Below are 24,753 nucleotides of genomic sequence, written 5' to 3' on the forward strand. Positions count from 1 at the left end.
GGTTCGTTTCTTTTACCCATCTGTTTGATTCATAACCAAACAGACGCTTCTTGTACTACTTCTCTGTTTATGTAAATCTTTTCAAAGAACTCTTTTCTTATCACTCTATACGTTATAAGCGAACCGCCTATTTCGTAAAAGCGGATGCAAAGGTATGGACTTTAAAGCAAACCTCCAAATCTTTTGAAGAAAAAGTTTCAAAAATATAGTAATTTTCTTTTTCAAGGTAACAAATACAAGCCTAAGGAAGTATTACACCATATTATATATAGCAAGCAAATAAATTACTAAAAGTCAAATATTATCCAATCTCGGGGATAACATACGATAAAACACGTAAAATTTGCCCACGCGTAACACCTTCACGGATGGCAACAAAGATCGTATCATCCCCAGCGATTGTACCTAAAATAAGATCCGAATCACTCGCATCTATATCGTATGCAATTGCACTCGCATACCCCGGACGAGTCTTCACTATCGCCAATTGTCCAGATATTTTCACAGAAATATAACCACTACGTTGCAACATCTCCGTAGCCTTTCGGGGTGTGGTAACACGCTTATACATAGTTTCATTTGGCAAAATATACACATACTTACCATTCATAGAAGCAGCCTTAGCTACCTTCAATTGCTTCAAGTCACGACTAAGTGTTGCCTGTGTCAATTGAAAACCTTCTGTTTTTAAAGCTCTTAAGACCTCCTCCTGCGAACTAAGTTCCATACTGGATATCAACATCTTCAAAGCTTCTAATCTACTATTCTTTACTTTCATACGCGCATATTTATACCTTTAACGCAACAAATATAGATATTTAATTTATAAAAAGCAAGTACATTTACATAAAAGTAACGATAGAGTTTAATTTTAAGTCATAATATTACAGAAGATTACCAACAACATGCATAAAGCACGAAATAGTATTCTCCAAAGTAATAAAACCCCTTCCTCAATAAAAAAGAAAACTAAGACAAAGGCACATAAGACCTCCTTATAAATCAGACTTTAAAGCCCCTATATATAAAAGGTGTATTACAATGCCTGTCGCCACACTCCTAAAAGATGCAAAAAACAATTATTATATTTGTCAGACTCTCCTCTTTCAACTATATTTGCATTCGAATGGCATAACGTTTGTATATCAATTGAAGCATAGAGAAAAGCATTGAGAACCATTAGAGACCTTCCTCTATCAACAAGAAATAAACTGAAAACAAAATAAAAGAGACATGAATATGGATTTCAACAACTATTCAAATGTGGTTAACAACCACGATCGCGAATTAGAAATGTCACGTGCATTCCCAGCACTGATGCGTAAAGTATATGTATGGATGGCAATGGCACTTGCCATTACAGGTATCGTTGCTTATGGTGCAGGTAGTTCTCCTGCACTCATCCAAGCCCTCTACATTAGCAAAGGACCAATACTTATTGCTGCTTTAGTAGAGTTTGGTATCGTATGGTATCTATCATCCCGCATCTATAAACTATCCCTTGCCAGTGCAACCCTATGGTTTATCCTCTTCTCAGCCATCAATGGTCTGACCCTCGGATGGATATTCGCTGTATACAATATAGCCATCATTGCCAAAACATTCTTCGTCACTGCGGGAACCTTTGGGGCAATGGCTTTGATAGGATCAACCACGAAGAAGGATTTAACAAAGATGGGCGGAATACTCTTCATGGCATTAATTGGTTTGATTATAGCAAGCCTTGTCAACATGTTCCTACAAAGTTCTACGATGGATTATATCGTTAGCATCATCGGCGTAATCGTTTTCACTGGGCTAACCGCATGGGACGCACAAGCAATCAAACGCAATCTTCTCATGGCACCTGACGCTGGCGAATCAGCTCAAAAGATAGCACTCCTCGGTTCATTGAGTCTTTATCTCGACTTTATCAACCTCTTCCTCTATCTCCTCCGATTCTTTGGAAATAACAGAGATTAGACCACTCAACTATCATAAGGACGATTTAGAAGGTCGTCCTTTTTTAATGAAAAAAAGTCTATGAAGGTTTGACTATTCAAAAGAATATCCATATATTTGTGACAATTTAACTTTAACAAATAAAATAATTCATGATGAGAAAGAGATTTTACAGTGTATGTATTGCCACATTACTCCTTGCCGGAACAACACCAATGAAAGCACAGTTCAACATCGGGAAGGCAGCAAGTGGAGCGGTAAAAGCAGCTAAAGCCGTCACTTTAACAGATGCTGACATGGCAAATTACGTAAAGGAATATGTTGCTTGGTTGGATAAGAACAACAAAGTTTGCGATGCTCGCAGCCCTTACACAAAGCGTCTAAACAAGCTAACGCAAGGTCTCACTAATGTTGAAGGAATACCTTTGAACTTCAAAGTGTATTATGTCACAGACGTAAACGCATTCGCCTGCCCTGATGGAAGTGTACGCGTATTCTCTTCTCTGATGGACATTATGACCGACGAGGAACTCTTGGGGGTTATTGGACATGAGATTGGGCACGTTGCACATAAGGACTCTAAGAAGAGATTCCGCACTTCCCTACTCACCTCAGCACTCAAAGATGGACTCGCAGCTACCAATGGTAAGGCTGCAGCATTGACTGATTCGCAACTTGGCGAACTAGGAGAATCGCTCCTCAATGCCACTTATTCACAGAAACAAGAGAGTCAGGCCGATGCTTACGGATACGAGTTTTTGAAGAAGAATGGCAAGAATCCATGGGCTATCGCACTATCTTTCGAGAAGTTAAAGAAGCTCGAAGAAGACCAAGGCATCCAAAAGGAGGGTAAATGGAAGCGTATGTTCTCGTCACATCCTGACCTTGACAAGCGCATCAAGACTATGAGTAAGCGCGCAATGAAGGATGGTTTCGCTCGCCCAGAGAATAAGATGCCAGAGAAGATAAAACCAGAGAATACTACATCTAATAGTCAGGCAACCAACAAGCAAGGTACAAACAAGACTTCTACTGGTAAGAAGGCTGTAGGCAAGAAACCAGCTTCTAAAGGAAAAAGAAGATAATAAAAGTATATTCTGACATTGTCAGCAGTATGCTTATACATTAATTTATTAACAGAAAGAGAGGCAGTTATCAGGATGATAATCTGCCTCTCTTTTATCTTTAAAAGGACTATTTCAATTTTAATTCTAAGTTCTTTAGCATATCAACCGTCATGGATTCCAAATCAAACTGTGGTTTCCAATCCCATTCCTCACGTGCGCAAGTATCGTCCAAACTGTCTGGCCAACTGTCGGCAATGCTCTGCTTGAGTGGATCAACATTATATTCCATCTCAAAGTCGGGCTTATGACGCTTAATGACATTGAATATCTCTTCAGGATCAAAGCTCATCGAAGCAATGTTGAAGCCGTTACGATGAACCAAACGGGATGGATCAGCTTCCATCAAAGAGATCGCTGCGCGCAAGCCATCAGGCATATACATCATATCCATAAGTGTACCTTTCTTAATTGGGCACACGAACTTCTCACCACGAACAGCCGAGTAGTAGATATCAACGGCATAGTCAGTTGTACCACCACCGGGAGGTGTCACATAAGAGATCAAGCCTGGAAAACGCACCGAACGAGTATCTACTCCATACTTATTGAAGTAGTAGTCACTCAACAACTCCGTGGTCACCTTCGATACACCATAGATGGTTCTCGGACGCTGCACCGTGTCTTGTGGCGTCTTCGTATGAGGTGTACTCAAACCGAAAGAGCCAATAGAACTCGGTGTGAAGACCGCACATTGATTCTCACGTGCCACTTCCAAGATGTTCCAAAGACCATCAATACCAATCTTCCAAGCTAACTGTGGCTTATTCTCCGCCACGACAGATAACAATGCTGCAAGGTTATAGATCGTATCAACATGATACTTCTTTACAACCTCCGCAATCATTTGCGGGTTTGTAACATCAGCCTCTGCACAAGGACCAGCATCCCTTAGTTCGCCCGTAGGTTCAGCCCCTTTAATATAACCAGCGACGATGTTCTCACTGCCATAACACGTTCTCAATTCCCTGGTAAGCTCTGAGCCTATCTGCCCAGTAGAGCCTATCACCAAAACATTTTTCATATATATAGATAAGTTGATAATCTATTTTGATGCAAAGTAAACATATTTTTGTCGAATAGAGCTCATCGATATCTTAAAATTATAAAAAATACTGATTCTATGACAAAAAAGCATTGTAAAACATCCTTATTCTCGTTTTTTATACCTTACTTTGCCCTTAATAACAATTAAAGAATCTAATGTTATGTATGGAAAGATGAAAGAATATCTCAGCAATTCACTTGCAGAGATAACAGAAGCGGGGCTTTACAAGCAGGAAAGAATCATTGAAAGCCCACAGAGTGCAGCGATTGAAGTAAAAGGCAAAGAGGTTCTTAACTTCTGTGCTAACAACTATTTGGGGCTTTCCAATCACCCTCGTCTGATTGAAGGTGCCAAGAAGATGATGGACAAGAGAGGCTTCGGTATGTCGTCAGTACGCTTTATCTGTGGTACACAAGATGCACATAAAGAGCTTGAGAAAGCTATCTCCGAGTACTTCAAGACAGAAGACACTATCCTCTACGCAGCATGCTTTGACGCTAATGGAGGTGTGTTCGAACCATTGTTCACAGACGAAGATGCAATCATTTCGGATGCGTTAAATCATGCCTCCATCATCGATGGTGTGCGCCTTTGCAAGGCTAAACGTTATCGCTATGCCAACGCAGATATGGGCGATTTAGAGCGTTGTTTGAAAGAGGCACAAGCACAACGTTTCCGCATTATCGTTACTGATGGCGTGTTCTCAATGGATGGTAATGTGGCTCCAATAGACAAGATCTGCGACCTTGCAGAGAAGTATGACGCCCTCGTAATGGTTGATGAATCACACTCAGCGGGCGTTGTTGGTGCTACTGGTCATGGTGTTAGCGAATTGTGCAAGACCTATGGTCGTGTGGACATATACACTGGAACCTTAGGAAAAGCATTCGGTGGAGCATTGGGAGGATTCACTACTGGACGAAAGGAGATCATTGAAATGCTTCGTCAACGCAGTCGCCCATACCTCTTCTCCAACTCTCTTGCACCTTGCATCATCGGTGCGAGCCTTGAAGTATTTAAGATGTTGAAAGAGAGCAACGCCCTTCATGACCAGCTGGTAGAGAACGTTAACTACTTTAGAGACCACATGCTGGCTGCCGGCTTTGATATTAAACCGACACAAAGTGCCATCTGTGCCGTTATGCTCTACGATGCCAAGCTGTCTCAAGTATATGCAGCTAAATTGCTCGAAGAGGGTATCTACGTTACAGGTTTCTACTATCCAGTGGTTCCAAAGGGGCAAGCTCGCATTCGAGTTCAAATCTCCGCAGGTCACAACCGAGAGCAGCTTGACAAGTGTATCGCCGCTTTCATCAAGGTTGGTAAGGAACTGGGCGTACTGAAGTAAACGTATATACGCATACAGAAAACCATATATTAAAATCAAGGAAAGCTGTATCTCAATTACGATACAGCTTTTCTTATGTCCGAAAAAAGGCTTCCTTGAATTAATTTTTAGTTTATTTTTTTCAGAGGAATAGTTTAATTCAGAATAACTTTTAGTCTATTTTTTTGAGCAAGAAAGTATGTTTTCAAGCAGAGATAACCTTTATCTTATATTTAGAATAGGGTTCAGAGGATAAAAGAAGGATAGTTCGTAAACAATAAGAAACAATGTGGTGCGACAGAAAGACATACCAAAAGGGATGTTATCAGAAGCGTTTTCTGACCATCCCCTTATATGTATTGATGTCTAAAATAATAGAGTCTCCGGACTGAATGTCCGTCATTGGCATACTAACAAACACACGTGAACTATAATACTCAGGTACTCCGTTCTGCGCATGATACAATCGTAAGTAGAAGTTCCGACCGCCATCTGCCCTTTTCCTCACCGCATCAGCAACCATTGCTAACGATTGTACGGCTTTCTTATCCTCTGCCCTACCCGTCTTCAAAGATAATCCTAAGTTCAGATAACGGCGATTCTTGCTTATCCAAGCACTCTCAAAAACAACGGGATCAGTATGCACAACATCAACATTAAGAGCTAATTTCATGCGCAGAACAGGTACTTGACTCACCTCAATAGCCTTTGTCTTGCCATCAACAACCTTATCATAATAAAGCAAAGCACGATAAGTTGTATCAGATGTCATCGCCCACAATTTCTTCAAATGAGGTTGCAACTTCAAGAGTTCACCCTTATCAGTGACAGCCTCAACCAATTCGGCAGCCTCATTTGTACGCACTTCTACAAAGTCAGTGTTGAGATATGACAAGCCAGAATCACCCTTCTCAAAGAAGTCATGCTTGCAGGCAACAACCATAAGTAATGTTACAAGCAACATTACCATGGTCATTGTGCCCTGTATCTTACTATTGGCTCTCGTGCTCACAGAGGTTTATTTCTTAAAAGTAAGACGATTCAACAACGACTTCAAACGCCCGCTTTCAGAAGATGCGTCAATGTAATTCTTAGCAGGATAAGCGTATTGAGTGAGCAAGCAAGTGCGCAAGAACTTATCATCTCGGTTCTCGATATTGATCTTCTCAATCTGTCCTGCGATGTAAGCATCGAACTTCTCGTAATCAGCTTGCGTGTAATACTCTTCGTAAGCCTTTGTATCTTGAATCATATCAAGGGCTATGTAATTGACAGGATAGAGCTTATAGTTGCAATGGATTTCGTGATCAATATGCGAAGCGATCGCATCGAAGAGCTTATTCTTTGGTAAATCCGTATCCAAAGTATCGAGCCATTCGTCAATACACGGCGCACAACTATAGAAGATATGACCCTTAAAACCTTTGATTCCAATCAACATACTCTCTAAGTCGTCTTCGGCTGTTTTCTTCCAGAAAGGTATGTCTCGGCGCAATTGATACTCTCTTGCCTTGAGGTAATCACATGGGTCATACTCATAAGAGATGGATAGCGGAACGATATGCAACTGCTTCAAACGCTCGATGATACTCCCTTCTCCGCCCATAACCATCATTTTCAAGATGGCAGGTTGGGTGAGATCGTTAGAGTTCTTAGCACGACCTTGACGCTGCGCAATCCATACATTCTCGTTTTTCTCAGCCACTGCGAAGTGGATGTATTCGGACATTCGCTTGCTGGCACGCAACATCTCTACCGAATGTAAGGCTCTTTCAACTGTAAACGACTTATTGATACGCACCAAATCACGTATCCAATCAGCAGAGAGGAGGTTGTCTCCGATAGCAATCTCGCATGTCGTTGAGAAGCCAACATCAATCAGTAACTTGTCCAAGAGGGCTGAGTCGAGGACAATATCACGATGGTTGCTAATGAAAGTGTACCTTTTATGAATGTCAATGTTAGTTGCGTCCATGCTACAACCTAAGCTCAAGGTTGTCACCAAACGCTGCAAGAAAGGATAGCAAAAGGCTTTCTGGAACTCAAGATTCGTTTTGCAAGCACGCATCTTCTGCTCCAGTATTGCCATAGGGACATCAGGGTAAAGATATGCTAACACCTGTTGAAACTGCTTATCAGCAAGAATACGATCATAGACTGCCGGTAACTCTTCTGGTTCAAAGGGGCGAATAGGATCAAACTCCGATGGTATCTTCATAATTATAAGTAATTTGTTTGTTTCTATTTAACTTGTACAAATATAAGTAAAACAGACCAATCTCTAAAACAGAAGACCATCGTTTAACAGAAGATTAACAATTCTTTCAAAGCATATAATAGCTCAATTCACTTGCAGTTCACAAACAAAGTGTTATCTTTGCAACGTTATGAAGTACAGCATTATAGTACCCGTTTTCAACCGACCAGACGAGGTTGATGAGCTTTTAGAGAGTCTTCTCCATCAAAAAGAGACTGATTTTGAGGTGGTCATCGTCGAAGATGGCTCGAAAGTTCCATGTAAGGACGTTTGCAACAAGTATATTGATAAGCTCGATCTACATTATTATTATAAGGAGAATTCAGGTCCCGGTCAGAGCCGAAACTATGGTGCTGAACGGGCGAAGGGGGAGTATTTACTCATCCTCGATTCCGATGTTGTACTTCCAACGGGGTATCTACAAGCTATTGACGAGGAACTTCAGAGGAAACCTGCTGATGCATTCGGAGGACCAGACAAAGCACATGACTCATTCACAGATACGCAGAAGGCAATCTCTTACTCAATGACTTCTTTCTTCACAACAGGGGGCATTCGTGGAGGAAAGAAGAAGTTGGATAAGTTTTATCCACGCTCCTTTAACATGGGTATTCGTCGTGATGTTTACAGGGAATTAGGCGGTTTCTCCAAGATGCGCTTTGGTGAGGATATCGACTTCTCCATACGTATCTTCAAGGCAGGGAAACGCTGTCGTCTCTTCCCAGAAGCATGGGTGTGGCATAAAAGACGCACCGACTTCCGTAAGTTCTGGCGACAGGTTTACAACTCGGGGATCGCTCGCATCAATCTCTACAAGAAGTATCCTGAGTCGCTGAAGATTGTCCATCTCTTGCCAATGGTATTCACGCTTGGGGTTATCTTCCTTACTTTGATGATCCTTTGTGGGCTTCTCACAATGGTTTGCACATCAGCTAAAACTTTGGGTTGGAGCCTCTTCGTCTTAGGCATATTGCCCCTATTCCTTTACAGCACCATCATCTGCATTGACTCAACAAAGCAAAACCACAGCTTGAAGATAGGCTTCTTAAGCATCCGTGCAGCCTTTTATCAGCTCATGGGCTACGGCTGTGGCTTCCTCAACGCATGGTGGAAACGATGCGTATGTAGCCACGATGAGTTCGCTGCCTACGAACGGAACTTCTATAGTTAATCCAAAATTCATAATTCAAAGTTCAAAATTATGATTACTTCTGATGCTTAAGATGGAGGGAAATGATTGATAAGATTAATTCATTAATCAGTTTTCTATAAACTACCGGAATATAACTAAAAACCGAAAATGACTATGCTAAAACGAGAGAAAAACATTCTAATGGAGAAAGTTAACGCCTTCACCAATAGAATCATACGGTTATATCAATACCTGAAAGATAGTAAACAAGAATACATACTATCAAAACAACTCTTGCGAAGTGGTACAAATATAGGTGCTAACTTTATAGAAAGTCAAAGTGCACAAAGCTCTGCTGACTTTATTCACAAGCTCGAGATCGCACTAAAAGAAGCACAGGAAACGAAATACTGGATCGATAAACTACTTGTTGGGAATTATATTAGTGACTATGGACATACGTCGATAAGCAATGACAACATAGAACTTATCAAGCTCTTATCAGCTATCATTATTACGAAAAAAAGGAACATTAGGAACGGAGAAGATGTAAAATACTAACGTAACTAATCCTGATTTCGAGTTGATTATATAAATCATAAGCATCAGAAGTAATCATAATTTTGAACTTTGAATTATGAATTTTGAATTAAAGAACATCGCTATTAACAACTGGGCAGAGGCTGACCGCCCACGTGAGAAACTGGAGAGACTGGGAGCAAATGCGCTTAGTGATGCCGAACTGTTGGCTATCCTTATTGGTTCCGGAACGGCAAATGAAAGTGCTGTCGATCTAATGAAACGAATCCTAAAGGACTGCAATAATAATCTAAACACATTGGGGAAGCTATCCTTGCATCGCTTGGAAGAATACAAAGGAATTGGTCCGGCAAAGGCGATAACGATACTTGCTGCATGCGAATTGGGTAAACGGAGGCAACGTGCAAAAGTAGAAGATGCACCCTTACTGAATAGTGCCGAAGCCATTTACAACTATATGTACACGACCATTCAAGACCTCGACATCGAAGAGGGTTGGATACTGATGATGAAGCAAAACTTCCGTCTCATTGAGGCGAAACGTATCTCGATTGGTGGACTGACAATGGCTCCGATAGACATTAGACTTATGATGAAAGAGGCGTTGATGAAGAACACTACCATCCTTGCCTTTTGCCATAACCATCCCAGCGGGAACACTTCTCCCAGCCATGAGGACGATCTTCTCACCAATCGCATACGGAAAGCTTGCGAACTACTAAGCATCCACTTTGCTGATCATGTAGTCCTCACTGATGGAAAATATTACTCTTATCGTGAAGAGGGAAGACTGTAAGAATTCTATCGAAGCACAAAAACAAACAATAGTCTACCACTCCCACCAGTTCTTTCTTTCCACCTCGTGCCACTCACCTAAGGGCTCTACACTCCAAACTAGACCAGAGTTCCGCCAATAAGTAATTCTCACCTTATTATAATGCTCTAGTTCCAAGTAATGTGCATAGCTAATAAGATGCTCTGGAGAAGAGGATATGGTGTCACCTTCCCATGTAATAACATAATTGGTAAAAGAACGCCTGTGAACTATTGTGTCTAGCGTAAATGAGCCTTCATAAGTAACAGCATCATTATCCACAAAGTCCTTTATATAAGCTGTAACACCCCTAATAATAAGGAAAAGAGAAGTTATCCCCAAAATAGTAAAACCAATCTTGGTATACCATTTATACTCCTTAACACGCCAACAAAAGATGCCAAAGATGCTAACAGCTATTCCGAAAGAGAACAGAAGAGCTGTCAAAAAGAGTCCACAATAACCTTCTCGTGTATGTAAACCGAAGTAACTTGGATATATACAAAGAGGTAATAAGAAAATAAAGAGTGCTACGCCAAGCGAAACAAGCAGTTTGGTACGCTTTTCATTAAAATTAAGTTGTCCCCAAATCTTCCTTCTCTGTACTTTAGAAGTAGCCTTACTCTTTCGCGCACACTGATTAGCTTCAGCCAAGATAGCATTCCACTTAGCACTGCCAGGCTGTACCTCATGTGTTCCGAGAGCGTCCCGAACAGTAATCCTTACAGGCTTCTTATTTTGATAAGTGATATTCCAACTATACCAATCGCCCATGATAATCATCCTTCTTTATCATTGCACAAATATACAATAATATGTTTGTAAAACCAAGATAAATGACCTTCTTTCCTTAGCAAGCTATTGTGATTATTGTTTTAAATTACTATCTTTGCAGAAGATAGGCTGCATTCGGCAATTTAAAAGCAAGCTTTTATTGCACTCATTGGCACTATCTTTGCAAAAGAAACATTATTAATAAACACCCAATTAAATATATGACACAAGAAGAAAAGACGCAGATTGAGGAGAAAATCGTTGATGTTTTGAAGACCGTCTATGACCCAGAAATACCTGTAAATATATATGATCTCGGTATGATCTATAAGATAGATGTAGACGAGAAAGGTAATCTTGACATGGATATGACATTCACAGCTCCTTCTTGCCCAGCCGCCGACTTCATCCTTGAAGATGTACGCACAAAGGTGGAAAGTGTTGAGGGAATAAAGTCAGCTAACATCAATCTCGTCTTTGACCCAGTATGGGATCAAAGTATGATGTCCGAAGAGGCACGTGTTGAACTAGGCTTTGAATAAAGCCTCTCAACACTCCTGACACCCCGTTCACATAAATTTCAAAGACATGAAAAATATCTATTTTCTATCTGACGCACACCTTGGTTCGCTAGCCATCAAGCACAGGCGTACACAAGAACGTCGCTTGGTTCGATTCTTGGATAGCATTAAGAACAAAGCAGCAGCTATTTACCTGCTTGGGGATATGTTCGACTTTTGGAACGAATATAAGTATGTTGTTCCAAAAGGATTCACCCGCTTCTTAGGGAAAATATCAGAGTTAACAGACATGGGAGTAGAGGTGCACTTCTTTACTGGCAATCATGATCTTTGGACTTACGGCTACTTGGAAGAGGAATGTGGCGTCATCCTGCATCGTCAACCCATCACTACCGAGATATATGATAAGGTATTCTATCTTGCACATGGCGATGGACTAGGTGATCCAGATCCAATGTTTCGGTTCTTGAGGAAGGTCTTTCACAATCGTGGATGCCAACGATTACTCAACTTCTTCCACCCTTGGTGGGGTATGCAGTTGGGATTAAATTGGGCAAAAAAGAGCCGATTGAAACGTGCCGATGGGAAAGAAGCACCCTACATGGGCGAAGATAAAGAATATTTAGTGCGTTACACAAAAGATTACATGCGCACGCATAAAGACGTAGATTATTACCTCTATGGTCATCGCCACATCGAATTAGACCTCACCCTATCACGAAAAGTGCGCATGCTGATACTTGGCGACTGGATAAATCAGTTCACTTATGTTGTCTTCGATGGTGAGCATTTATTCCTGGAAGAGTACGTTGAAGGCGAAAGCAAACCTTAACAAAAGCAAAAATAAGGCTATTATCAAGATAAAAAGTTATTTTTTAGCTATAAAAACTCATTTTCTTTAGAAAGTATTTGGATGTTACAAAACAATCTCGTATCTTTGCATTGTCTCTTAAGAGATAATCTTCTCACATAAAGAGATCTATCAATTATACATAACTGATAAGTTAAGTAGACTATAAGATATTCATAATATAAAATTAAAACTCAGGTTTGTAGATTAAGTTTAGTCAAAAGAAAGGTAGTTGTCGTGAGATAACTACCTTTCGCTTTTTATAATAACTTCATCTTACAAAACGGTCTTCTTCATTCTTAGCATCCATCTATTGGTAACAACAAATAATATAAAAGAATCCAACCATATCATAGTTTTATTTTTATTTCAGTTGCTGTCACTTTTAACATTTCGGTTAACTGGCTGTCTACAAACCGTTTATAGGGCTGGGAAGAATGACAGGAATGACAGCAAAAATAAAAATGATAGGCTATACAAAAAGTCCTTATCCACAACAAGTCATAGTGAAACATGATTGTGCAAACACACTATGAATGAAACTATGGATGAGTCACAACAATCGTAACTCAACTTTTGATATAGCCTATCAGCTAATATTATATATCCGAGAGAAAACTCAAATATTACTTCTTCAAGTCCTTAACAAGCTCTTGAGTATCACGTGCAATAACGATCTCTTCGTCAGTTGGGACGAGAACAACCTTTACCTTTGAGTCATCAGTAGAGAGTATCTGCTCCTCGCCACGCACCTCATTGCGCTTCTTATCCAACTTAATACCAAGATACTCCATGTCTTGACAAACATCCCAACGCAATCCGGTCTGATTCTCACCAACACCTGCTGTCCATACAATGATGTCTACACCATTCATAGCAGCAGCATAAGCACCGATGTACTTCTTTATGCGGTAAGCATACATCTGTAGTGCCAAATGAGCGAGCTTATTACCCTCGTTGTCTGCATTCTCAATGTCACGCATATCAGAACTGATACCAGTAATGCCCAAGACACCGCTTTCCTTATTCAAGAAGTCTGCCATTTCCTGCGGTTGCTTACCGAGTTTTTCCATCAAGTAAGTTACAGCAGAAGGATCGATATCACCAGAACGAGAACCCATCATCAAGCCTGCCAATGGCGTTAGACCCATTGATGTATCAATGACCTTACCGTTCTTAACAGCTGCAACAGAGGCTCCATTACCAATATGACAAGTAATGATTTTCTGTGTCTTGATGTCTACACCCAACATTTCACATACACGGTGTGACACATAACGGTGGCTTGTTCCGTGGAAACCATAGCGACGAACATGATACTTCTTATATAGATCATAAGGAACAGCATATAGGTAAGCATAATCTGGCATAGTGCTATGGAAAGCATTATCAAACACTGTTACCTGTGGCGTGTGAGGCATCAAAGCGTCCACAGCACGCAATCCGCGCAAGTGACCAGCATTATGAACTGGAGCTAAATCTATGAGACTTTCAATACCGTCCTCTACTTCTTTTGTAACGATACAACTCTTCTCAAAGAGGTCACCTCCTTGCACTACTCGGTGTCCAACTGCGTCTATCTCATCAAGACTCTTTAGAGCACCAATCTCAGAATCAAGCAATACCTTGAACACAAGCGCTACACCTTCTTTATGTGTAGGAAGGTCTGCCATGATTTGTTTCTTCTCACCATTAGGGAGCTTAACCTTTATGAAAGCCTCATCAAGACCAATGCGTTCTACACCACCTTGAGCCAACACTGACTCGTCTTTCATATCGTACAACTTGTACTTAATAGAACTACTTCCGCAGTTCAAAACTAATATCTTCATATTTTGATTATAGGAGTTAAAGGAGTGAAGGAAGTGAAATGGAGTTAAGACAAATGCTTTGTCGGATATAGGATAATACGCTAACATTGCTTATAGATAGGTAAAAACAACCCACTAATTTACTATCTTCCCTTACTCTTTATTGATTACTTAATTACTTAGGAGCATCCCCCTCTATACATACTACTCCTCTCTCCATTGGGAGAGGAGCAGAGGAGAGGCTTCTTTATAGCTTTTTTGCATCTTGAGCTTGGCATGCAGTGATAGCTACCATATAATAGATATCATCTACACAACAGCCACGAGACAGGTCGTTAACAGGACGAGCAATACCTTGGAGGATAGGTCCAATCGCCTTTGCACCACCAAGACGTTCGATTAACTTGTAGCCGATGTTACCTACTTCAAGGTTGGGAACAACAAGTACATTAGCCTTACCTGCTATCTCCGAACCTGGTGCCTTCTTAGCGGCAACAGCAGGGACTAGAGCTGCATCAGCCTGTAATTCACCATCAACCTTCAGTGTTGGGAACTTCTCCTTGGCTATCTTTGTTGCCTCAACAACCTTATCTATAATGTAAACACTCTTACCCGTCTCACGGTCGATAGCATCTTTTGCCGATCCCTTAGTAGAGAAACTCAACATAGCAACATGTGGGTCTTGGAATCCAGCAACGCTCTTTGCGGTCTCAGCAGTGGTATAGGCTATTTGAGCCAACTGATCGGCAGTTGGGTTAGGAGTAACAGCTACATCACCCATAACGACAATTCCATTCTCACCATACTGTTGTTCGTGGGTGAGGATGAGCATAGCTCCACTCACACAAGTGATACCTGGCGCACATTTAATAATCTGTAAAGCAGGGCGAAGCGTGTCACCAGTGGTAGAGAGTGCACCTGAGATCTGTCCATCAGCACCTTCTGTCTTAATAATCATACAACCCAGATAGAGATTATTCTTCGTCACCAACTCACGTGCCTGATCGATGGTCATACCCTTTTTCTGGCGTAGTTCGGCTAACTTAGCAGCATATTCTTCGCACTTAGGGTTATTCTCTGGGTCAACAATGGTTGCCTTATCAATGTTCTTAAGTCCCCACTCTGTGGCGAGCTTATGTATGTTGGTGGGGTTACCAATGAGGATTAAATTGGCAATGTCATCGGCTAATACCCTATCAGCCGCTCTAAGGGTTCGCTCCTCTTCTGCCTCGGGGAGCACGATACGTTGCTTATCGGCTTTAGCGCGTGCAACGATTTGCTCTAATAAATCCATAGTTCTTTTTATATTGTAATAAATGTATTTCGGTCTTTAAAATGTCTACCTGCAAAGATAGTTAAATTAACTTAGAATCCCAAACAAGACCCTTGTTTTATATCAGAAAAGAGCTATCCTCTTGGCTATCCCAGCTTTTCTACATATCTTTGTAGCCTAACAATAATATAGACAACATGATTAAATTCCACGATGTAAAGACGTCTGATCGCGAACTAATACAAAGCTATACTCTTTGTGGAGACCGTCAGAACTGTGATTTAAGCTTTGCAAATATCATCTCATGGAGGTTTCTTTATAATACACAAATCGCTGAAGTCGATGGCTTCTTAGTGTTCCGCTTTTATACAGGGCACCATCTCGCATATATGGCACCAGTGTGGAAATGTGCATGGGACGAGGCTATGCGCGACCGATTTGCTGCCGTTGTCCGACAGATGAGGGACGATTCTATCACCTTAGGGCACCCTTTCTTAATGCTAGGTGTATGCAGTTATATGGCGGAAATACTTGAGACAACCTTCCCCAACACCTTTGATATCAAACCAGACCGTGACCACTTCGATTATATCTACTCACGTGAAAAGCTCGCAACACTATCCGGTAAGAAGTTACAAGGTAAGCGAAACCACTGTAACAAGTTTCGTAAAACATTCCCAAACTACGTATATAAGGACTTAACAAAGGATATGATTCCAGAGTGTATAGCTGTGGAAGAGAACTGGCGAGAGGTTACAAAGGAGGATACCGAGGGCGATGAAGAATTATCGGAAGAGCTTCGTTCGATGACACGTGTCTTCGATTTATGGGATGAAATCGGTGCTATCGGTGGCACAATATGGGTAGATGATAAGTTGATAGCCTTTACCTTTGGTTCGCCTATCACCAACAAGGTGTTCGATGTATGCGTTGAAAAGGCAGACACAAGCTACGAAGGAGCTTTTTCTATCATCAATCAGGAGTTCGCCAGACACCTCCCCGAGCAATACGAATACATGAATCGTGAGGAAGACCTTGGTATTGAGGGCTTGAGATATGCCAAACTTTCATACAAGCCAGATATTCTTTTAGAGAAAAGTGCAGTCATGGAGAAATATCCCTTGGCACAGGAAGAGGATCAGCAACGCATTAAAGAGGAGACTATCAGCCTATGGCGAGACACTTTCCACGATGTGGAACCATTCATAGAGCTATATTTCTCCCGCGTATTCAAGCCCGAATATAACATCACTTGTCAGGCTGATAAGCATACTGTTGCAGCCCTTCAAGCCTTACCCTATACAATGAAATACTACGACAAGGAGGTGCGCACGGCTTATATCTCTGGTGTTAGTGTGCGTGAGGAGTACCGAAAGAAGAACATGGGAGGCAATTTGATGTCGCAAGCTCACTTCCGCCTCTATCATAAGGACATTGTGTTTGCAACATTGATACCTGCCGAAGAGTGGTTATATGAATGGTATGAGCGGTGCGGATATGCACGGCGTATCATGGTAACGGCACCGCCTACTGATGTTGACAACATGGACTTTGATTCGTTCGATAAGTGGCAACGTTCCAAAGATTGCGTTCTATTGCATGATGCGGAGGGTTTCGATATTATCAAGGAGGACTATCGTATTGAGCTTTCTATCGACCCGAATGCTAAAAGACAGACGGAGAATATACAAGGAATGATACGTATTATCAATGCTGAAAAGGCGTTGGAGCTTTATGCTCAACGGCATCCTGATCGCATAGAGAACCTCCGTGTGTATAATGACTCGGATATTCCGAAGAATAACATGTACTTCCAAATAAAGGAAGGGCACGTTTGTCATACGAATCAACCACTGCCGAACACACGTTCATTGACAATCAATGAGCTGGTAGACTATATCTTCAAAGATGATAAATTAGAGATGAATCTAATGCTGAATTAGGTTAGCTCGAATATAAGAAGGCGTTTCCTCATTACAAGGAGACGCCTTCTTTGATACAAAGGAACGCCCTTCTCGCATTGAGAAGGGCGTTTCCTTGTTTTCGTTCCAGCGGTTCTTGCCAACGAGGGACAGCATAATAAGAAGGGAAGACAGAGTAACAAAGTAAGAAAGACAGAGTAATATAGTAGGGACAGACGCCCTCGTCTGTCCGATAAATGAGCTACATATCAATGAATAACAGGGGTATTGGGCGGACAGACGAGGGCGTCTGTCCCTACGTTGTGGCACTACATCCAACAGAACTAATAACTTGTTAACCCGTTAACTCGTGTACTCGTCAACTCTACCTAATCATAATTTTGAATTCAAGACAGCACCATCTCCTTTGTCAAGATACTCTCCAGTTGCTCGGCAGAGAGGCGCAGTTGGAACTCACCATGTATGGCAACACTAATGCGACCAGTCTCTTCTGAAACGATGATAGCCAATGCGTCTGAATCTTGTGAGATTCCCATGGCTGCACGGTGACGCAGACCTAACTCCTTAGGAATATCTTGCTTGTGGCTTACTGGCAATATACATCCTGCCGCCTTAATGCGTCGTTTGGAGATAATCATCGCCCCATCGTGCAGAGGCGAGTTCTTAAAGAAGATGTTTTCGATGAGTCGTTGATTGATACGAGCGTCTATCAAGTCGCCAGTCTCCACTATATCCTGCAGCATCACACCGCGTTCAATAACAATCAAAGCCCCCACCTTTCCACGGCTCATACTCATACAAGCCATGACGATAGGCATAATCGCTTCCTTATCGACCTCCTCCTTATTTGTTTTCGTGAATAGTTTGATAATGCTTTTCACCTTCCGATGTGCGCCAAGGCTATACAGGAAGTGGCGAATATCTTCTTGGAAAAGAACGATAAGACCAATAACTCCCACAGAAACCAGCTTATCCAAGATACTACCCAAGAGCCGCATCTCTAAGACTTGACTTACTATAAGCCATAAAATAACAAACAACATGATTCCGATGAAGACGTTCAGAGAACGCGATTCCTTCATCACTCGATAGATATAATAGAGCATCAATGCTACGAGCACGATGTCGATTACATCCTTTATACCAAATGGAAAAAACATAAAAGAGGGTCTTTATTATTTCACTTTACAGTATTTTGTCGCATTGCACCAACGATCTTCACAGCCTCAACCGCCTCACGAACATCGTGCACTCGCAGTATGTTTGCACCTTTCAGCAGGGCGATTGTGTTCAAAATGGTTGTTCCGTTCAGACTTTCAGCCGCCGTAATCCCCAAAAGTTGATGAATCATTCGCTTCCTACTAATGCCTACAAGGATGGGAAGTTCCATTACTTGCAACCGTTCCATGACGCTTAATAGCTCGTAATTGCCCGCTACAGGATCCTTACCGAAGCCGAAACCAGGGTCGAGAATAATGTCTTTTTGCCCCAAATCGCGCAATTCTTGCACCTCACGAGAGAAGTCGATAAGCATGTCATGAAGGTTAGCTGCGGTAGACATAAGGATATAAGGTGCCCCAAGTTCGGCTACGGTACGGAACATTTCAGGGTCTTTACCTTCCTCAACATCGTTGATTATATCTGCACCGAACTCCTCAATCGTCCTTCGGGCAATATCAGCATGGAAAGTATCAATGGATAGTATGGCATCAGGCTCGGCTTCTTTGACAATCGGGAGAGCAAAGGCTAATCGCTGCATCTCCTCTTCTGCACTGACAACAACGCCTCCGGGGCGTGTTGAACAGGCTCCGATATCAATAATCTTAGCCCCTTGAGCAACAATCTGATGGGCTCGCTGGCGGATAGCCTCAGCTGTTTGCACTCGACTATTAGCATAGAATGAGTCGGGCGTAACGTTCATGATTCCCATCACCAGCGGTTCGCCCAAGTCGATGAGACGCCCACGAACGTTGATAGTATAGCTTATGGGCGTTCCATCACCCAATGTTTTCATCTTCTCCATAGGCACAAAGGTAATGTAAATATTGCACATTTATATCAGAAAAGCCCAACCTTTTTAGCGAAAAGCATAAGTTTCAGTAGGCAAACAGGCGATAGTTCCAATGCTTTTCACCAACGATTCAACTTCAATAGAACGTTCAGAAAGGGCGAAAAGAGCATTTGATCCAATGGTATAGATAGGACGAAACCAGCGGAAATGACCTACTACATTTGTAAAGAAATACTGCTAAAATCTATGCTTATAACTGCGTTTTTATCGAAGAGCACCCTCCTTTGGGTCAAATACGCGCGTTTTGAAGAAGTTTACGAACTATCGTGTAACTCACTGATAACCAACGTTTTACGTAAATCTTACATTCTTTTCAATCGGAAGTAACCGACCATCAATCGAAAAAATAGCCTATTTTTACCTAAAAAGTACGTACTTTTCACCAAAAACATATATACGTTTCACTAAAAACGTATATACATTTCACCAAAACGTATATACGTTTCACCAAAAACGGAGGTACATTTTCATAAAAACGGAGGTACGTTTTCTAAAAAAGGTATATACGTTTTTATTTTGAAGAATATCGCTTCCTATTTGGCTCTATATTGATAATTAAATTTGTAAAAGATATTCCTAACAAATGATAGAAGAATCCGGGAAAAAAGAAGGATGTGCCCAATTGGACACATCCTCGGCGTTTTATAATAAGTGGTTAAGTGGCATCAAAACCGGTTATTGACCATAACCATCGTTCTGCTTAATATTCTTGTTTGCATCCGTCTCATAGCTTGGTATAGCTGCAAGAGACTTGTAGTAATCACGGTTGTAACTGCGTACCTCCGCTGGAAGAACAGAGTTCCAACCACGGTCGGATTCGTTAGTATAACGTGTGATCGTCTCATTGTTGCGGATAGCATCAAAGAAACGTTGCCCCTCGCCAACCAATTCCTTGCGACGTTCGAGTGATATTCGGGCTGCCGTGATAGTAGCTGCTGTAACAAGACGAGACGCATCTGTGGTTCTATTCTTCAGTAACTCATTTAAGTACTGGGCAGCTTTTGCAGTGTTTCCGACCTTGAATGCCGCTTCGGAAGCTATCAAATAAACCTCAGAGAGACGCAACAATGGGACATTTGCATAACGAACATCACCATTGTAAGCAGGTATCTTATTCAAGTAAACCTTTGCACCATTGAACTTATTTGCAGCATCTTTGCTTGGCGCAAGGAAAACATCTGCACGAACGTCCTTAGGGTCTTGAGCAAGGAGATCAACGAACTGCTTGCTTGCGACAACATCACCATAACCGGGGATATCAGAGCGATTCTCGGCATACATATAGGCTATACCTTCACGGTCATTCCAGTCGCTCGTATTGGTGATAGATAACTCGAAAAGCATCTCTTTGGCGTGTGCTGCATCGTCTTTCTTCCATGCCTTGACATACTCATTAGTAGTCCATAAACTCCTACCAGAGTTATTGATGACGTCTTCCGCAGTGCTAAGTGCATTAGCCCAATCACCCTTTGTCAGATAAACACGTGCTAAGAGAGCCTTCGCCGCATAGAGACTAACGTATCCGGGAGTAACCTCCGTTGACAATGCGCCAGAGCTAATTGCTTCATTCAAGTCCTTGATGACTTGTGTATAACACTCTGCCACGGTGCTACGAGCAGGCTTTACATTCGATTCCAAAGAGCTTGTTACCACTGGAACTCCCAATGAAGCACCATTATCCTCTGTATAGGTCTTGCCGTAAACACGGGTCAGATCGAAGGTTGCCATAGCACGTAGTACCAATGCTTCTGCACGATCTTTAGCAATCTCAGCTGCCGCATCCGTCTTATCAGTCAGCTTTCCTCCTTCAGCAGCCTCAATGATTCGACAAGCGCGACCTATGACGATATAAGGTGTACGCCATATCGCATTGTCACGGTTAAAGTCGGATGCTGTGGTGTAACTCATCAAATAATAGAAGTTCGCACGATTACTTCCGTAGAACGTATTATACTGTAAGTCTTCACCGTGCAGATCGCCATATAGGAACATTTGTTGCCCATAGTAATCAACCAACTTACTACTTCCTTTCAAGGCAGCATACATTCCCGTATAAGCCGATCCAAGGTCACTACTATTCTGTATAGCCTTATCTGCAGGAACAGAATCAGCTGGTTTCTGCTCGAAGAAGTCATCACCACAAGATGACATACCCAACAGGACGGTGCCTGCGAGCACCAAGCCATATATGTTCTTATTATATTTTCTCATAAACAAAAATTCTACAATTAATAAATTAGAAGCCTAACTCAACTCCAAATGTGAATGTTCTCAAGGCTGGAGTCTCGAATACACATAGACCACTTACTGGCATCTCGGGATCAACATAGAGATCTTTTGACTTCAAAGTAAAGAGGTTTGAAGCAGAGAAGTAAAGTCTTGCCTTTGCCAAACCAATCCTTGATACCCAGCTATTAGGTGCAGTGAGACCAAGTGTTAGGCTCTTTAAGCGCAAGTAGTCTGTAGGCATCAACCAACGAGAAGACTCTATCGTAGCTTCGTTTCCATATTGGAAAGCAGGGAGAGTAGCCTTTGTGTCGCCAGGACCTGTCCACATCTTGTTGATGTCATAATAGGCTGGGACAGCACCACCATATAGGAAGTTACCACCGTTACTGTGCTGCCATCTTGCTGCATCGTAAGCCTTTCCGCCGAATGAGAAGGTAAAGTTCAAACCGAAGTCGATGAATTTCCATTTGATATTGTTCGTCAAACCACCTTCTAAAGTAGCTTCATGGTCACCTACAATAACCTTCTTTGCAGCTGCAGGATCGGTTGTTGTCTTACGTGCATTGGCTGTTCCATCATTGATGTAATAGGATTCCTTACCTGTAGTTGGGTCTACCCCAGCATACTCAAGAGCGTAATAGCTGTAGTAAGTATGCCCCACCTTGTGAATCAATCTACCACTGATAATCTCGTCCTGAGAACCATTAAGCTTGGTAATCTTATTGTGGTTATGACCGAAGTTCAGCATGGTTGTCCATGTGAAGTCCTTTGTGTTAATGTTATTACTTTGTATCGTAAACTCATAACCAGTGTTGCGTAAGGAGCCAATGTTCTTTGGTGTGGTCGTACTATATGTATCTCCAGAATAATAGCCAGGCACAGCTGACACTGGTAAGTCATAGATAAGATCACTGGTGTTACGCGTGTAGTAATCGAAAGTCAACGAGATTCTATCGAAGAAAGTGAGGTCTAAACCAACGTTAAAAGCACGGTTCTTCTCCCATTTCAAGTCTGGGTTTCCAATGCCAACGATACCCATTCCAGACTTACCATCATAATACTGACCGAACTGGAAGAGGTTCATATAATCATAATAGCTGTTTGGCAAGGTTCCATTCACACCATAGCTGATACGCAACTTACCATCACTTAGGACGCTCTTAGCCGTTTCCATGAACTTCTCAGCACCGAATCGCCATGCACCAGACACTGACCAGAAGGTTCCCCAACGGTTTGCTTTTGCCAAACGACTACTGCCATCGCGACGGAAACTGACACCTGCATAGTATCTGTTATCGTAGTTGTAGTTCAAACGACCTAACCAACTTGCCATCGTGTAACCCTGTGCATTACTAGATCCACTCGTTGTTCCTGCATTAGAAAGCTCGTAGAGATCTCCCGGATAATTGGTTCCTTGGATGTAATTGTACTTGTAAGTGAACTTCTCTGTTTCGTATCCTAAGAGCGCATCAACGTTGTGCAAGCCAAAAGACTTCGCATAACTGAGCTGCGTCTGACCATTCATTTGAGTGATAGCACTCACTACGCGCTGTAGAGAACCACCAGGAGCTCCATCGTTAGAGTAGCGATCCCAGAGGACATCCTCTACTGATGACGTATAGTCGTAAGTGAACTTTTCACTCAAGTGGAGTGCATCCCAGATGTTCCAATCGAGCTTCAGAGAGTTGAAAGCACGTCTTACATCGTTCTTATCACTTGAATGTTTGTACTCATACAAAGGGTTAAGTTGTACATAAGAGCCTGTTTTCGTACCTGGTGCCAATGAGCCGTCAGGAAGATAGGCAACAGCTGAAGGGCTATCATAGAACGCATAATGCGCAATTGAGCTGGTATAGGAAGTACTCTCATTAGCCAACTGCTGGTTTATTTTAGAGAACAAGCCAGAGTATAACAAAGTAAATCTTCCGAACTTATGAGTAAGGTTTGCATTACCAGTAAAGCGTTCCAAACCTTGGTTAGCGGTGATACCTGTCTGCTTCATATATGACAGAGAGGTATAGAACTGTGTGTTATCACTACCACCACTAAGGCTTACTTGATAGTTCTGATGGCGTCCCGTCTTAAAGAGAAGATCCTTCCAATTGGTCCAACCATAGATTGGTTTGTTATTAGCATCGTATCCTACAACTGGTTTAGCAGCGTAGTCATCAATCTGATCCTTAGCGAATGCAGCTGCAGCTGCCTTTGATTTGCCCTCTTTATATATGGCATAGTTCTCCAAACCACGTGAGAGAACAGCACGACGAGCGTCACCATCCAACATTGGACGATAATTGATAGCCATGTTAGAGAAGCCCCAGTCACTACGGAAGTCTACATGCGTCTTACCTTTCTTACCGCTCTTGGTTGTGATAACTACCACACCATTAGCAGCACGAGAACCATACAAAGAAGCTGCAGCAGCGTCCTTGATGACCGTTATTGACTCAATGTCATTGCTGTTCAAAGTGGCTAAGATGTCCGTACCAGTATCATTGAACTGACCCTGACCGAATGCGTTAATATCACCAGATACCATTGGTGTACCATCAATAACATACAATGGATCATTGCCAGCATTGATAGATCCCATACCACGGATACGTATATTGCTTACAGCACCAGGCGCACCTGATGAACTAGTAACCGTTACTCCAGGTACAGAACCAGACAGTTTATCCTGCACAGAGGCTACTGGTACGTCTGCCAACTTACCTGGGTCTACGTTTGCAGCAGCACCTGTAAAGCTTGATTTCTTAAAGTTTCCATAACCAGTAACGATAACTTCTTCAAGCGAGCCAGCGTCTGGTTTCAACACAACCTTCATACCATTTTTTACAGGAACAACCACTGTTTTGAGTCCAACATACTGTACTCTTAACTGATTCTTACCCTCTGGAACCGATAGATGGAAGTTACCATCAATATCGGAAACAGTACCCATCTGTGTCCCAACAACAAGTATGGATGCACCTACAACAGGCTCTCCATCTTCTGAAGACACAACAGTTCCTGAAATCTCAGTCTGTGCCATTGCTACGCCTAAGCATAAGAACAGGCCAAACAAAACCATTGACAATCTTTTTACCATAAGCTTAATATATAAAATGTGACCATTT

Annotated in this window: 20 protein-coding genes; 9 read left to right on the top strand and 11 right to left on the bottom strand. The window is 41.9% G+C overall.

Translation table 11 applies throughout. From position 1 onward, the window contains the following. Positions 1 to 301 precede the first annotated feature (301 nt). Entirely contained in the window at positions 302 to 778 is a 477-nt protein-coding gene (locus D464_RS0107955) for an arginine repressor (RefSeq protein WP_018910935.1), read from the bottom strand. Between the two features lie 455 nt (positions 779 to 1,233). Here D464_RS0107955 and D464_RS0107960 point away from each other — a divergent pair, with 455 nt between their 5' ends. Both D464_RS0107960 and D464_RS0107965 read left to right on the top strand, forming a co-directional pair. Beyond that, positions 1,234 to 1,962, top strand: a complete 729-nt coding sequence (locus tag D464_RS0107960; RefSeq protein ID WP_018910936.1) for a Bax inhibitor-1/YccA family protein — start codon at positions 1,234 to 1,236, stop codon at positions 1,960 to 1,962. Positions 1,963 to 2,096: 134 nt separating this feature from the next. Then, on the top strand, positions 2,097 to 3,026 hold the full coding sequence (locus D464_RS0107965; protein ID WP_026284663.1) for a M48 family metallopeptidase: 930 nt from the start codon (positions 2,097 to 2,099) through the stop codon (positions 3,024 to 3,026). Between the two features lie 109 nt (positions 3,027 to 3,135). On the opposite strand, the gene D464_RS0107970 is transcribed toward D464_RS0107965, so the two are convergent. Further along, positions 3,136 to 4,089 carry an NAD-dependent epimerase/dehydratase family protein gene (locus D464_RS0107970; RefSeq protein ID WP_018910938.1) on the bottom strand — a complete coding sequence of 318 codons (954 nt, stop codon included), beginning with the start codon at positions 4,087 to 4,089 and terminating at the stop codon, positions 3,136 to 3,138. Positions 4,090 to 4,273: 184 nt separating this feature from the next. Here D464_RS0107970 and kbl point away from each other — a divergent pair, with 184 nt between their 5' ends. Beyond that, the gene (gene kbl, locus D464_RS0107975) at positions 4,274 to 5,461 is read left to right on the top strand and encodes a glycine C-acetyltransferase (protein WP_004384645.1); all 1,188 of its coding nucleotides are present in this window, start codon (positions 4,274 to 4,276) and stop codon (positions 5,459 to 5,461) included. 304 nt (positions 5,462 to 5,765) lie between these two features. Here the strand turns inward: kbl and D464_RS0107980 are convergent, their stop codons facing one another. Next, a complete protein-coding gene (locus tag D464_RS0107980; protein WP_018910939.1) occupies positions 5,766 to 6,452 on the bottom strand; it encodes a NigD1/NigD2 family lipoprotein in 687 nt (228 codons plus the stop codon). A 6-nt stretch (positions 6,453 to 6,458) separates the two neighbouring features. Then, complete coding sequence (locus D464_RS0107985; RefSeq protein WP_018910940.1) at positions 6,459 to 7,658, bottom strand: 1-acyl-sn-glycerol-3-phosphate acyltransferase; 1,200 nt, start codon at positions 7,656 to 7,658, stop codon at positions 6,459 to 6,461. A 169-nt stretch (positions 7,659 to 7,827) separates the two neighbouring features. Here D464_RS0107985 and D464_RS0107990 point away from each other — a divergent pair, with 169 nt between their 5' ends. The 3 genes from D464_RS0107990 to radC all read left to right on the top strand — a co-directional run bounded on the left by D464_RS0107990 (position 7,828) and on the right by radC (position 10,165). Continuing rightward, on the top strand, positions 7,828 to 8,868 hold the full coding sequence (locus tag D464_RS0107990) for a glycosyltransferase family 2 protein (protein ID WP_018910941.1): 1,041 nt from the start codon (positions 7,828 to 7,830) through the stop codon (positions 8,866 to 8,868). A gap of 129 nt (positions 8,869 to 8,997) precedes the next feature. Continuing rightward, on the top strand, positions 8,998 to 9,390 hold the full coding sequence (locus D464_RS0107995; protein ID WP_018910942.1) for a four helix bundle protein: 393 nt from the start codon (positions 8,998 to 9,000) through the stop codon (positions 9,388 to 9,390). A gap of 76 nt (positions 9,391 to 9,466) precedes the next feature. Next, a complete protein-coding gene (radC, locus tag D464_RS0108000; RefSeq protein ID WP_018910943.1) occupies positions 9,467 to 10,165 on the top strand; it encodes a RadC family protein in 699 nt (232 codons plus the stop codon). Between the two features lie 33 nt (positions 10,166 to 10,198). On the opposite strand, the gene D464_RS0108005 is transcribed toward radC, so the two are convergent. Continuing rightward, positions 10,199 to 10,966, bottom strand: coding sequence for a hypothetical protein (locus D464_RS0108005; RefSeq protein ID WP_018910944.1), 768 nt, complete (start codon positions 10,964 to 10,966; stop codon positions 10,199 to 10,201). Positions 10,967 to 11,178: 212 nt separating this feature from the next. On the opposite strand from D464_RS0108005, the gene D464_RS0108010 reads away from it, so the two are divergent. Continuing rightward, entirely contained in the window at positions 11,179 to 11,499 is a 321-nt protein-coding gene (locus tag D464_RS0108010; RefSeq protein ID WP_009433903.1) for a metal-sulfur cluster assembly factor, read from the top strand. Positions 11,500 to 11,545: 46 nt separating this feature from the next. Then, a complete protein-coding gene (locus tag D464_RS0108015; protein WP_018910945.1) occupies positions 11,546 to 12,310 on the top strand; it encodes a UDP-2,3-diacylglucosamine diphosphatase in 765 nt (254 codons plus the stop codon). A gap of 644 nt (positions 12,311 to 12,954) precedes the next feature. Here the strand turns inward: D464_RS0108015 and D464_RS0108020 are convergent. Together D464_RS0108020 and pta are read right to left on the bottom strand one after the other, a co-directional pair. Then, the gene (locus D464_RS0108020; protein ID WP_004384636.1) at positions 12,955 to 14,160 is read right to left on the bottom strand and encodes an acetate kinase; all 1,206 of its coding nucleotides are present in this window, start codon (positions 14,158 to 14,160) and stop codon (positions 12,955 to 12,957) included. 226 nt (positions 14,161 to 14,386) lie between these two features. Beyond that, on the bottom strand, positions 14,387 to 15,433 hold the full coding sequence (pta, locus tag D464_RS0108025; RefSeq protein ID WP_004384635.1) for a phosphate acetyltransferase: 1,047 nt from the start codon (positions 15,431 to 15,433) through the stop codon (positions 14,387 to 14,389). Positions 15,434 to 15,609: 176 nt separating this feature from the next. Here pta and D464_RS0108030 point away from each other — a divergent pair, with 176 nt between their 5' ends. Next, complete coding sequence (locus D464_RS0108030) at positions 15,610 to 17,355, top strand: GNAT family N-acetyltransferase (RefSeq protein ID WP_018910946.1); 1,746 nt, start codon at positions 15,610 to 15,612, stop codon at positions 17,353 to 17,355. A 365-nt stretch (positions 17,356 to 17,720) separates the two neighbouring features. On the opposite strand, the gene cdaA is transcribed toward D464_RS0108030, so the two are convergent. From cdaA to D464_RS0108055, 4 genes are all read right to left on the bottom strand, one after another. Then, positions 17,721 to 18,494 carry a diadenylate cyclase CdaA gene (gene cdaA, locus D464_RS0108035; RefSeq protein ID WP_018910948.1) on the bottom strand — a complete coding sequence of 258 codons (774 nt, stop codon included), beginning with the start codon at positions 18,492 to 18,494 and terminating at the stop codon, positions 17,721 to 17,723. A 20-nt stretch (positions 18,495 to 18,514) separates the two neighbouring features. Continuing rightward, entirely contained in the window at positions 18,515 to 19,357 is an 843-nt protein-coding gene (folP, locus tag D464_RS0108040; RefSeq protein ID WP_024985922.1) for a dihydropteroate synthase, read from the bottom strand. A 723-nt stretch (positions 19,358 to 20,080) separates the two neighbouring features. After that, positions 20,081 to 21,616, bottom strand: coding sequence for a RagB/SusD family nutrient uptake outer membrane protein (locus tag D464_RS0108050; protein WP_018910950.1), 1,536 nt, complete (start codon positions 21,614 to 21,616; stop codon positions 20,081 to 20,083). Between the two features lie 25 nt (positions 21,617 to 21,641). Continuing rightward, positions 21,642 to 24,725, bottom strand: coding sequence for a SusC/RagA family TonB-linked outer membrane protein (locus D464_RS0108055; protein WP_026284665.1), 3,084 nt, complete (start codon positions 24,723 to 24,725; stop codon positions 21,642 to 21,644). Between the last annotated feature and the right edge of the window lie 28 nt (positions 24,726 to 24,753).

Source organism: Prevotella veroralis DSM 19559 = JCM 6290, assembly GCF_000377625.1.
Lineage (GTDB): Bacteria > Bacteroidota > Bacteroidia > Bacteroidales > Bacteroidaceae > Prevotella > Prevotella veroralis.